This window comes from Ensifer sp. ENS03, assembly GCF_014852035.1.
In the GTDB taxonomy this organism is placed as follows: domain Bacteria; phylum Pseudomonadota; class Alphaproteobacteria; order Rhizobiales; family Rhizobiaceae; genus Ensifer; species Ensifer adhaerens.
This window is the reverse complement of the sequence record NZ_JACVAV010000001.1, coordinates 25,887-37,809: the sequence shown is the minus strand read 5'-3', so window position 1 is coordinate 37,809 and position 11,923 is coordinate 25,887. Positions and strand designations below refer to the sequence as shown.

Sequence of the window (11,923 nt, the reverse complement as noted above, 5' to 3'; positions counted from 1 at the left end):
GGATGTGACTCAAAAATTTGGCCTGATTTGCGGCAGTGCCTGTCATTTGCCCTGATTTCGCCTATGCTCTCGCAAAAGAAGATTGAAATATAAGGGGTACCGGCTGGATGCCAAACTTCTGCAGGACCGTGAAACCTGGCCTCGCTGCCTCGCTACTGACAGCGGCGTTTCTTCTCCTCCCTCCTGCAGGCAATGCCCAAGAACAGCCCGTCTGGCGCTACGGAACATCGTCAATCGGTGAACTGAAATACAAGCCCGATTTTGCGCGCTTCGACTACGTCAATCCTGACGCTCCCAAGGGTGGAGAGCTGCGCTTGTCGGAGAGCGGTACATTCGATACCTTCAATCCGATTCTCTCCAAGGGCGAGGCGGCGAGCGGCGTAACCTCGCTCGTCTTCGATACGTTGATGAAATCGGCCGAGGACGAGATCACAACCGCCTATGGGCTGCTGGCCGAGGGCGTTTCCTATCCCGACGATATTTCCTCCGCGACGTTTCGCCTGCGCGCCGAGGCCAAGTGGGCTGACGGCAAGCCTGTGACGCCGGAGGACGTGGTCTTTTCGTTCAAAAAAGTGAAGGAACACAATCCGCTTCTGTCCAACTACTACCGCCACGTGGTTTCGGCGGAAAAGACTGGCGACCGCGACGTCACCTTCCGCTTCGACGAGAAGAACAACCACGAAATGCCGAACATCCTCGGCCAGTTCCCCATCGTGCCGAAACACTGGTGGGAAGGCGAGGACGAGAAGGGCAACAAGCGCGACATCAGCCGCACGACGCTGGAGCCGGTGATGGGCTCAGGCCCCTACAAGATCGCGTCGTTCCAGGCCGGCGGCTCGATCCGCTTCGAACGCAGGGACGACTATTGGGGCAAGAGCCTCAACGTCAATGTCGGGCAATATAATTTCGGCGTGATCAGCTATGCCTTCTTCAGCGACAGGAACGTGCAGTTCGAAGCCTTCCGCGCCGGCAACGTCGATTTCTACCAGGACAACAGCGCCAGTCACTGGGCGACCGCCTATGACTTTCCGGCGATGAAGGATGGCCGTGTGGTCCGCGAGGAGATCGAGAATCCGCTGCGCGCAGCCGGCATCATGCAAGCCTTCGTGCCGAACATGCGCCGCGACAAATTCAAGGATCAGCGCGTGCGCGAGGCGCTGAACTACGCCTTCGACTTCGAGGACCTGAACCGCAACCTCGCCTACAACGCCTTCCAGCGTGTCGACAGCTATTTCTGGGGCACCGAGCTTGCCTCCAAGGCTTTGCCGGAAGGACGCGAGAAGGCCATTCTGGAGGAACTGAAGGACAAAGTTCCGGCCGAAGTCTTCACCGCGCCCTATACCAACCCGGTCAACGGCGACCCCCAGAAGGTGCGCGACAACCTGCGCAAGGCGCTCGCGCTGTTCAAGGAGGCGGGTTATGAACTCAAGGGCAACCGCCTGGTCAACGTCAAGACCGGCGAGCCCTTCAGTTTCGAATTGCTTTTGTCCAACCCGTCGTTCGAGCGCACCGTCACGCCGTTCATCAACAGCGTGAAGAAGATCGGCATCGATGCGCGCATCCGGACCGTCGACGATTCGCAATACACCAACCGCGTCCGAAGCTTCGACTATGACATGATCTACGGCATCTGGGCGCAAACACTGGTACCCGGCAACGAGCAGATCGACTACTGGGGTTCGGCTTCGGTCAATCAGCAGGGATCGAGAAACTATGCCGGCATATCCGATCCGGCGATCGACGAACTCATCCGCAGGATCATCTTCGCGCCCAACCGCGACGAACTGGTGGCAACAACACGGGCCCTCGATCGCGTTCTTCTCGCCCATCACTTCGTGGTTCCGCTGTTCTACTCGCGCTCGGTTCGCGTGGCTTACTGGAACCAGCTCGCCCGTCCGCAGGAACTGCCCTACTACGGAATAGGCTTTCCGGACGCGTGGTGGTCGAAAAACGCCTCCCCCAAATGAAGTCCTTGCACTCGAATGGCGTCTCGATTCCAAATGCAAAAAAACGAATCACTGAAACAAGCCCCGATCCGGGCCTGACAGCCGCAAGGAGACACAGGGATTGAGACACCATAGACGGCTTGCCGACGCTTCGCCGGTCCGGGCCACCGCCCACACGTCGATCGAAAGGCCCGCCTGATGGGTGCCTACATCCTGCGCCGCCTGCTTTTGATGATCCCGACGATCTTCGGGATCATGGCGATCTCCTTCATCGTGGTGCAATTCGCGCCCGGCGGCCCGGTCGAACAGGTGATCTCGGACCTGACCAATGCCGGCGGCTCCGATCGCCTGTCGGGCAGCAGCGGCGACCTGATGCAGGCCGGCGGCGACGAAGGCGGGCGCTATCGCGGCGCTCAAGGGCTTGACCCGGAGTTCATCGCCAAGCTCGAAAAGCAGTTCGGCTTCGACAAGCCGCCGCTCGAACGCTTCGCTACCATGATGTGGAACTATCTCCGCTTCGATTTCGGCGAGAGCTTCTTCCGCAACACCTCGGTGATCGATCTGATCAAGGAGAAGATGCCGGTCTCGATCTCGCTCGGGCTGTGGATCCTTCTATTCTCCTACGCGATCTCCATCCCGCTCGGCATCAAGAAGGCCGTATCCGACGGTTCGGCCTTCGACGTCTGGACCTCGGGCATCATCGTCATCGGCTACGCCGTGCCGAGCTTCCTCTTCGGCATCCTGCTGATCGTCGTCTTTGCCGGCGGCTCGTTCTTCGACTGGTTCCCGCTGCGTGGTATCGTCTCCGACAATTTCTGGGATTTGCCCTGGTGGCAGAAGATCCTCGACTACATCTGGCACATGACGCTGCCGCTGATCACGCTGCTGCTCTCGGCCTTTGCGACGACGACGCTGCTCACCAAGAATTCCTTCATCGACGAAATCAAGAAGCAGTATGTAACGACGGCACGGGCCAAGGGCCTGACCGACGGCCAGGTGCTCTATGGCCACGTCTTCCGCAACGCCATGCTGATCATCATCGCCGGCTTCCCCGGCGCCTTCATCTCGGCCTTCTTCACCGGCTCGCTTTTGATCGAATACATCTTCTCGCTCGATGGCCTCGGCCGGCTCGGCTATGATTCGGTCGTCAAGCGCGACTATCCGATCGTCTTTGCCACGCTCTTCATCTTCTCGCTGATGGGCCTGCTCGTCAGCCTGCTGTCGGACCTCATCTACACCTGGGTCGATCCGCGCATCGATTTCGAGCGGAGGGACGTCTGATGGCAAGCGTCGCAACGTCGCCGACCGCTGTGGCGCCGCGTGGCTGGTTGTCACCGGTCAACCAGCGCCGCTGGCAGAATTTCAAGGCGAACCGACGCGGCTACTGGTCGCTTTGGCTGTTCCTGGCGCTGTTCGGGCTCAGCCTGGTCGGTGAACTGATCGCCAACGACAAGCCGATCATCGCCTCCTACAAGGGCGAGCTTTTGTTCCCTGTCGTCATCGACTATCCTGAGGAAAAGTTCGGCGGCTTCCTGGCCGAGACCGACTATCGCTCCGACTTCATCCGCGACGAGATCGAGGCCAATGGCTGGATGATCTGGCCGCCGGTGCGCTATTCCTACCAGACGGTCAATTCCAACATCCCGCATTCGGCGCCGACCAAGCCGTTCTGGCTGATGGACAAGGAAGAGCGCTGCTCCGCCTACCCTGACAAGACCAACGACCGGAACTGCATCGTCGGAAACCTCAATTGGCTCGGCACCGATGACCAGGCCCGCGACGTCTTTGCGCGCATGATCTATGGCTTCCGCATCTCGGTGCTCTTCGGCCTGACGCTCACCATCGCCTCGGCGGTGATCGGTGTCACCGCCGGCGCCATCCAGGGTTATTTCGGCGGCTGGACCGACCTCCTGATGCAGCGTTTCATCGAGATCTGGTCGTCGATGCCGGTGCTCTACATTCTCCTGATCATCGCCGCGATCCTGCCGCCAGGCTTCTTCATCCTGCTTGGTATCATGCTCTTGTTCTCCTGGGTCGGTTTCGTCGGTGTCGTGCGCGCCGAGTTCCTGCGGGCTCGCAATTTCGAATACGTCAACGCGGCACGCGCGCTCGGCGTCGGCAATGGCACGATCATGTATCGCCACCTCCTGCCGAACGCGATGGTGGCGACGCTGACCTTCCTGCCCTTCATCCTCTCTGGCTCGATCACGACGCTGACTTCGCTCGACTTCCTCGGCTTCGGCATGCCGCCGGGATCGCCCTCGCTCGGCGAGATGATCGCCCAGGGCAAGTCCAACCTGCAGGCGCCCTGGCTGGGGCTGACGGCCTTCTGCGTCATGTCGCTGATGCTGTCGCTGCTGATCTTCGTGGGCGAAGCGACGCGCGATGCCTTCGATCCGAGAAAGACGTTCCGGTGAGCGCGACGATGACAGATCCAATCCTCTCCGTCCGCGACCTCTCGGTCGCCTTTCACCAGGGCGGCAACACCTCCGTTGCCGTCGACCATATCTCCTTCGACATCAGGCGCGGCGAGACCGTGGCGCTTGTCGGCGAATCCGGTTCGGGCAAATCGGTCTCGGCCAATTCGATCCTGAAGCTCTTGCCCTACCCGTCCGCCAGCCACCCGAGCGGCGAAATCGTCTTCAACGGCAAGGACCTGCTGAAAGCCAGCGATGCGGAGCTGCGCCACGCCCGCGGCAACGACATCACCATGATCTTCCAGGAGCCGATGACCTCGCTCAACCCGCTGCACTCGATCGAGCGGCAGATCGGCGAGATCCTCGAACTGCACCAGGGGCTGGAGGGTGCTGCGCGGCGCACGCGGATTCTCGAGCTGCTCAACCAGGTCGGCATCCGCGAGCCGGAGAAGCGGCTGAGCGCCTATCCGCACGAGCTCTCGGGCGGCCAGCGCCAGCGTGTGATGATCGCGATGGCGCTCGCCAACCGACCGGAACTCTTGATCGCCGACGAGCCGACGACCGCACTCGACGTCACCGTGCAGGCACAGATCCTCGAGCTGTTGAAGACGCTCAAGGATGAGCACGGCATGTCGATGCTGTTCATCACCCATGACCTCGGCATCGTGCGCAAGATCGCCGATCGGGTCTGCGTCATGACGAAGGGCAAGATCGTCGAAACGGGACCGACCGCCGAGATCTTTGCCAATCCGCAGCATGCCTACACCCGCCATCTGCTCGCCTCCGAGCCGAAGGGCAATCCGCCACCGTCTGACGCGTCGAAGCCGATCGTGATGGAAGCCTCTGAGATGAAGGTGTGGTTCCCAATCAAGGCCGGATTCCTGCGCAAGGTGGTCGATCATGTGAAGGCCGTCGACGGCATCGACCTGAAGCTGCGTGCAGGCCAGACACTCGGCGTCGTCGGCGAATCCGGCTCCGGCAAGACGACGCTCGGGCTTGCGTTGACGCGGCTGATCTCGTCGAAGGGTCGCATCGCCTTCATCGGCAAGGACATCGACCGCTACAGCTTCAACGAGATGCGGCCGCTTCGAAACCGGATGCAGATCGTCTTCCAGGATCCCTACGGCTCACTCAGCCCGCGCATGTCGGTGGCCGATATCATCGCCGAGGGCCTGAAAATCCACGAGCGCTCCCTATCCGACAACGAGCGCGACGCCCGCGTCGCGGCGGCGCTCGAAGAAGTGGGCCTCGATCCCGCGACCCGCTGGCGCTATCCGCACGAGTTCTCCGGTGGCCAGCGGCAACGCATCGCCATTGCCCGCGCCATGGTGCTTAAGCCGCAATTCGTGATGCTCGACGAGCCGACCTCGGCGCTCGACATGAGCGTGCAGGCGCAGGTGGTCGACCTCCTGCGGGACCTGCAGAGCAAACACGACCTCGCCTATCTGTTCATCAGCCACGACCTCAAGGTCGTGCGCGCCCTTGCCAACGAGATGATCGTGATGCGCATGGGCAAGGTGGTTGAGCAGGGCCCGGCCGAACGCATCTTCAATGCCCCGAGCCAGGACTACACGAAGGCGCTGATGGCTGCCGCCTTCAACCTCGAAGCCGTCAACTTGACCGCGATCCGCCAATAGGTGCCCGAATGTCCGCAAAAAGCCCCGTCATCGTCGATCTGAAGTTCATTCCGGAGGAGGTCGAGGCGGCGCTTCGCGGGGCCTTCCCGGATCGCGAGGTGATCAACCGCGCCGATGCCGTGCACCACAACCGCGACCTCTCGGGCATCGACTATGCGGTCGTCTGGAAGTCGGCACCGGACCTCTTCGAAAGGGCACCGGACCTCAAGGTGGTGTTCTCCGGCGGCGCCGGCGTCGATCATGTGCTTACGCTGCCCGGCCTTCCCGAAGTGCCGCTCGTGCGCTTCGTCGACCAGACACTGACGACGCGCATGAGCGAATGGGTGGTCATGCAGTGCCTCATGCACCTGCGCCAGCACCGCACCTACGAGGCGCAGGCGGCGAAACGCGAATGGCGCGACCTGACCCAGCCAGAAGCCGCCGACATCACCGTCGGCATCATGGGCATGGGCGTGCTTGGCCAGGACGCCGCCCGCAAGCTCTCGGCCATGGGCTTCAAGGTCATCGGCTGGTCGCGCAGCAAGCGCGACGTCGCCGGCATCGAGACCTTTGGCGGCAACGAACTCGACAGCTTCCTGGCACGCAGCGACTTCCTTGTCGGCCTGCTGCCGCTGACGCCGGACACCCGCGGCATTTTCAACCTGCGCCTGTTTGCAAGGCTCAGCCGTAACGGCCCGTTCGGCGCGCCTGTCTTCATCAATGCCGGCCGCGGCGGTAGCCAGGTCGAAGCGGACATCCTGAAGGCGCTCGACAGCGGCGTGCTCGCTGGTGCCTCGCTCGACGTTTTCGAGCAGGAGCCGCTTGCCCAGGACAGCCGCTTCTGGACCCTGCCCAACGTCTACGTCACACCGCACGTGGCGGCATCCTCCGACGTCAAGGCCCTCTTCCGCCATGTGGAGCAGCAGATCGCCCGCTTCGAAGGCGGACAGGCGCTCGAACACGTCGTCGACAAAGTAGCCGGCTACTGATCCAGCGAAAGCGAGGTGCGACGCTTGCCACGCCGAGCCTCCTGGCAGAGACGCAGCGTCGCATTCTGCGACGTGAACGGGTGTTTTGCCTTCATCGGCTACGATTGCGGAGGCTCGCGCCCCCCTACGCTCCGTTTGCGGGCGCTCAGGGACGGCGGTAGCCCGTCGGCTGCTCATAGAGCCAGCCAATCCGCTCGATCGAGGCCTCCAAGCCCTCTCGCGCAACCGTCATCGTGTGACCGTTGGCGTGGATCAGGGTTTCGTCGTCCTCCATCAGCGCGACGTGCCCTTTCCAGAAGACGAGGTCGCCGCGTGTGAGCTCTTCGCGCCCAATCGGCGTTCCCAACCCCGTCGCCTGCATGTCGGAATCGCGCGGCGCCTGCCTGCCGACCATCATCATCGACAATTGCACAAGGCCGGAGCAATCGATGCCGAAGCCGGAACGCCCGCCCCAGAGATAGGGTGTTTCGACGAAGCGGGCAGCGACCGAGACATAGTCTCCCGGCACGACGCTGCCGACCTCGATGCAGTGATTGGCGATGACCGCCTGGCCGCCGTCGAGCAGAAAGTAGCGCGTGCCCCTCGTTTCGCGTTCATCGACAACCGTCAACCGGCTGCCCATCGACAGCGGATAGACCGTCGGGAAACGCAGATCATGGCCGGTATAGACGAAGGTGCGCGGCGCCGTCACGATATGAGTCGGGCTCTTGACCACCGGCGCAAGGCAATACTCCGGAAGATAGCCGACATAGCCGTCGAGATCGGCCTTCACCCAGCACCAGCTTTCGTTGGTGTCGAGTACCCGAACGGATTCGCCGAGCAGCAGCTCGGTGTCGGTGCCGCAGGCGAGATCGGGCTTGGCCCGCAGGGGCGCAACCGGAACTGAGATGCGCGCAACGCTTCCCTCGACGTAGCGTTCGGCTTGCACGACACCGCGTAGCCGGCTCTCTGCGAGGTCGGGGCGATAGGCGTTCAGGCGGCGATCGGGCGGTGTCGACATGTCTACTCACTTCAGCTGCTTGCGGCCCTGATCAATGATCAGGTCACCGAATTTTTCAAGATAGAGAGCACCCTCGACTGTCCTTTTGATGACGACGTTGCGGCGATCACGCTCGTCGCGGGTGCGATCGACTAGTCCAAGCGCTCCCATGGTGTCGAGCGCGCGGGTGATGACCGGCTTGGTGACCCCAAGCGTCGCCGCCAATCCACGCACGGTGTGCGGCGGCGGCACGAGGTAGATGTGCAGCAGGATCGCCAGCTGCCGCAAGGTCAGGTCGCGGCTGTCGACGCGAACCTGGGCGAGCGACACCGAATGCCAAAGCCCGAGGGCCTGGGAGGGCGTTAGCTCGATCGGCAATGGCGGCTCCTACGCGTGATACTGATCCGCCACGATAGCGGCGGATCGTTACGCAAGCGTTTCTTTGCCGGTTACGCCTGGTTGCGGTTACCTCGTCATCTTCTGGACGTGCTGGTAAAGCGCACGGATTGCCTGCGCCTCCCCGCCAACCGTCGAATGCGGGCGCTCGGACGGAGCCCAGCCGAAGATATCGAAATGGACCCAGCTCTTGGCGTTGGTGACGAAGCGCCGGAGGAAGAGTGCCGCAGTGATCGATCCGGCCATGCCGCCCGCAGGCGCGTTGGTGAGGTCGGCGATGCGGGCCGAGACATCCTTGTCATACCCGTTATAGAGCGGCATGCGCCACATCGGATCGTCGACCTCGAGGCTTGCTTCCGTCAGATCGTGGGCCAGATCGGCATCGTCGGTGAAAAAAGGCGGCAGATCCGGGCCGAGCGCGACGCGCGCGGCACCGGTCAGCGTCGCCATGTCGACGAGCAGATCCGTCTTCTCTTCGTCGGCATAGGCGAGCGCGTCGGCAAGGATCAGCCGGCCTTCGGCATCGGTATTGTCGATCTGCACCGTCAGGCCCTTGCGGCTGCGATAGATGTCGCCGGGCCGGAAGGCATTGGCGGAAATAGAGTTTTCGACCACCGGCACGATGACGCGCAGATCCACCTTGAGCTTGGCGTCCATGATCATCAGCGCCAGGCCAAGGACGTTGGCGGCACCGCCCATGTCCTTCTTCATCAGCAGCATGGAGGCCGACGGCTTGATGTCGAGACCGCCCGTATCGAAGCACACGCCCTTGCCGACGAGCGTTACCTTCTTGTGGCCCTTCTTGCCCCAGCGCAGCTCCAGCAGGCGCGGAGCCTCGGCGCTGGCGCGGCCGACGGTGTGAACCAGCGGGAAGTTCTGCGTCAGCAGCGCTTCGCCGGATATGACCGAAACATCGGCCTTGTAGTGGGCGGCAAGCGCGCGGAACGCGCCTTCGAGCGCTTCCGGTCCCATGTCGTTGGTCGGCGTGTTGATGAGGTCACGGGCGAGGAACACGCCAGCGAGCTGGCGCTTGATGTCGGTCGCGTCCGCATCGGCGGGGATGAGCAGCGTCGGCGGTTCGCCCTTGGCGGACTTGTAGCGCTCGAAGCGATAGGAGCCGAGGCCGTAGCCGAGCGCCAGCCGGTTGGCCGTCAGCGGTGCCGTTTCGATATGCCATTTGCCGGCCGGCAGCGCCCGCGCCAGCTTGCCTGCGAGGAACGGCGCTTCCGACGGGTTGCTGCCGAGGCCGAAGAGCGCGCCGCCAAGATGGCCGTCGGCGGACGGGATCAACAACACCGCGCCTGACTCGGCCGTAAAGCCTGCCTTACGAGCCCAGTCCAAAGCGATCGGGTCGATCGTCCCCGTCTCGATATGCGCCGGCGTGACGGCGAAGATCGGCAGGGTCTTGCCGGCGCTGGTGTTGAACGGCGAAGGCCGCTCGATGAACTGATAGGGAGCCATGAAAGTCCTCGGCTGACAGAGATGGAATCGCGCTATTAACACTCTGTTAGGGTTAACAGATTATTGCTGGAGTGAAAGTTGCGCCGGTGTTGTCTGAAGTTCAGGTGCGCGAATGCATGCTGGGGACACACATGGCCAAATATACGACCTCATCCTCGAAACGCGCCCGTTTCTTGCAGGGCGCGGCGATCGCGCTGGTGGCGCTTTCGCTTGCCGGCTGCGCCAACCAGCCGAAGAAGGAACTGACGACGGGGTCGATCTCCAGAACGTCAAAACCGGTGCAGTCGATGACCGCGCCTGAGCTTTCGGCCGCTGCCGAAAGCATCGGCCAGGCCTATGAAAAGAACCCCAAGGATCGCGAAGCGGGCCTCAACTATGCCAATCTCCTGCGCATGACCGGCCGCAATGAGCAGGCGCTTGCGGTGATGCAGCAGGTCGCGATCAACCATCCGTCGGACCGCGAAGTGCTCGGCGCCTACGGCAAGGCACAGGCCGCCGCCGGTCAACTCGAGCAGGCGCTTGCGACAATCGGCCGGGCGCAGACACCCGACCGTCCGGACTGGAAGCTGAAATCGGCCGAGGGCGCAATCCTCGACCAGCTGGGCCGCGCCCAGGAGGCGCGACTGCGCTACCGCGAGGCTCTCGACCTCAAGCCGAACGAGCCGTCAGTACTCTCGAATCTCGGCATGTCCTATCTTTTGACCAAGGACCTTCGCACCGCCGAAACCTATCTCAAGTCGGCGGCAAGCCAGCCCGGCGCCGACAGCAGCGTGCGCCAGAACCTCGCGCTCGCCGTCGGTCTTCAGGGCCGCTTCCAGGAAGCCGAGACGATCGCCCGCCAGGAACTTTCCAGCGAGCAGGCCGAAGCGAACGTCGCCTATCTGCGCTCTATGCTTTCGCAGCAGGGCGCATGGAAAGAGCTCGCCAAGGCCGACGACAAGAAGGTCGCCAACTAAAGGCGCGCCGCGTTCTTCAGAGACGCTCTTGGCGCCTCTAGCGCTTCCCATCTACCGCTACCGTCATCCGCAAAGTCAGCCGCGCACATTCGCGCGGCATGCCTTTGTCCGCCACCGCGCACGCAGTCTTCGAACCCATGATTGTAGAGCGCCGATGCCGGCGCTGCTGTCTAGAACTTGTCGGCGACCTGGATGCCGGCCGGCCCAAGGATGACGGCGACCAGCACCGGCAGGAAGAACAGGATCATCGGTACAGTCAGCTTCGGCGGCAGTGCAGCCGCCTTCTTCTCGGCTGCCGTCATGCGCTGGTCGCGACTTTCCTGCGCTAGCACACGCAGGGCCTGAGCGATCGGCGTACCGTAGCGGTCCGCCTGGATCAGTGCCTGGACCACGGATTTCACCTCGTCGAGGCCGGTGCGCTGTCCGAGATTTTCAAGTGCAACCCGGCGCTCGGGCAGAAACGACAGTTCCGCCGTCGTCAGCACCAGCTCTTCCGCCAGTTGCTGCGATTGCGATGCCACCTCGTCGGCGACGCGACGCATGCCGAGCTCCATCGACACGCCCGATTCGACGCAGATCAGCAGGAGATCCAGCGCATCCGGCCAGGCCCGGCGTATCGACGCCTGGCGCTTGGTGATGGCGTTGGCCACGACGATGTTCGGCGCATAAAAGCCAAGATAGGCAAAGCCGATCGCAAAGAAGAGCCGCACCATCAGCGGCTTGTCGGCAAAATTGCCGAGTACGAAGATATAGACGAGCGCGACGAGCAGAAACAGGAAGGGCAGGCAGAAGCGCGCGAACAGGAAGGTGTTGAGCGCGTTCTGCGAACGGAAGCCGGCCATTTTCAACCGGTTGACGGTATTATCGTCGACGAGCGCCGAGCGCAGGTTGAGCCGTTCGACGACCTGGCGGATGGAGGCGTTGTTCTGCCCGCGCAGGCTTGCCCGGCCGTTTTGAACCTCGGCGGCAAGCCGCGCGCGTTCGCGCGCCCGGATCTGCTCGCGCTCGGTCGCAACGGACTTCATCCGCTTGCCGAGATCGCCGCGATCGAACAGCGGCACGATCAGCGAATAGAAGGTTGCGAGCACGGCGAGCGAAACCAGAATGGCGACGACGACGTTGGGATCGGTCAGGGTCTTGATCAGGTCAGTGCTCATCGACGC

10 protein-coding genes are annotated in these 11,923 nt (G+C 62.6%); 6 read left to right on the top strand and 4 right to left on the bottom strand.

The genetic code is table 11. The annotated features are described in order from the left end of the window. Nucleotides 1-107: 107 nt before the first annotated feature. The 5 genes from IB263_RS00185 (at nt 108) to IB263_RS00165 (ending at nt 6,968) form a co-directional block, all read left to right on the top strand. Nucleotides 108-1,967: an extracellular solute-binding protein gene (locus IB263_RS00185; RefSeq protein ID WP_192437325.1), complete on the top strand. Its 1,860-nt coding sequence runs from the start codon at nt 108-110 to the stop codon at nt 1,965-1,967. A 177-nt stretch (nt 1,968-2,144) separates the two neighbouring features. Continuing rightward, entirely contained in the window at nt 2,145-3,227 is a 1,083-nt protein-coding gene (locus tag IB263_RS00180) for a microcin C ABC transporter permease YejB (protein WP_034805012.1), read from the top strand. Next, nucleotides 3,227-4,363: an ABC transporter permease gene (locus IB263_RS00175; protein WP_060580527.1), complete on the top strand. Its 1,137-nt coding sequence runs from the start codon at nt 3,227-3,229 to the stop codon at nt 4,361-4,363. Before IB263_RS00180 ends, IB263_RS00175 begins: the two co-directional genes overlap by 1 nt. Before the next feature lie 8 nt (nt 4,364-4,371). Continuing rightward, nucleotides 4,372-6,000 (top strand): ABC transporter ATP-binding protein, encoded by a 1,629-nt coding sequence (locus IB263_RS00170; protein WP_034805312.1) that lies wholly within the window; start codon nt 4,372-4,374, stop codon nt 5,998-6,000. 8 nt (nt 6,001-6,008) lie between these two features. Then, nucleotides 6,009-6,968, top strand: coding sequence for a glyoxylate/hydroxypyruvate reductase A (locus IB263_RS00165; RefSeq protein WP_060580526.1), 960 nt, complete (start codon nt 6,009-6,011; stop codon nt 6,966-6,968). A 145-nt stretch (nt 6,969-7,113) separates the two neighbouring features. Here IB263_RS00165 and IB263_RS00160 read toward each other — a convergent pair whose 3' ends face one another. The 3 genes from IB263_RS00160 to IB263_RS00150 form a co-directional block, all read right to left on the bottom strand. Then, nucleotides 7,114-7,968 carry an NlpC/P60 family protein gene (locus IB263_RS00160; RefSeq protein ID WP_034805036.1) on the bottom strand — a complete coding sequence of 285 codons (855 nt, stop codon included), beginning with the start codon at nt 7,966-7,968 and terminating at the stop codon, nt 7,114-7,116. A 6-nt stretch (nt 7,969-7,974) separates the two neighbouring features. Further along, nucleotides 7,975-8,325, bottom strand: coding sequence for a helix-turn-helix domain-containing protein (locus tag IB263_RS00155; RefSeq protein ID WP_034805040.1), 351 nt, complete (start codon nt 8,323-8,325; stop codon nt 7,975-7,977). 87 nt (nt 8,326-8,412) lie between these two features. Beyond that, entirely contained in the window at nt 8,413-9,804 is a 1,392-nt protein-coding gene (locus IB263_RS00150; RefSeq protein ID WP_113079413.1) for a M17 family metallopeptidase, read from the bottom strand. A 131-nt stretch (nt 9,805-9,935) separates the two neighbouring features. Here IB263_RS00150 and IB263_RS00145 point away from each other — a divergent pair, with 131 nt between their 5' ends. Continuing rightward, entirely contained in the window at nt 9,936-10,760 is an 825-nt protein-coding gene (locus tag IB263_RS00145) for a tetratricopeptide repeat protein (protein WP_060519421.1), read from the top strand. A 170-nt stretch (nt 10,761-10,930) separates the two neighbouring features. Here the strand turns inward: IB263_RS00145 and IB263_RS00140 are convergent, their stop codons facing one another. Next, the gene (locus tag IB263_RS00140; RefSeq protein WP_034805049.1) at nt 10,931-11,917 is read right to left on the bottom strand and encodes a type II secretion system F family protein; all 987 of its coding nucleotides are present in this window, start codon (nt 11,915-11,917) and stop codon (nt 10,931-10,933) included. Nucleotides 11,918-11,923: the final 6 nt, after the last annotated feature.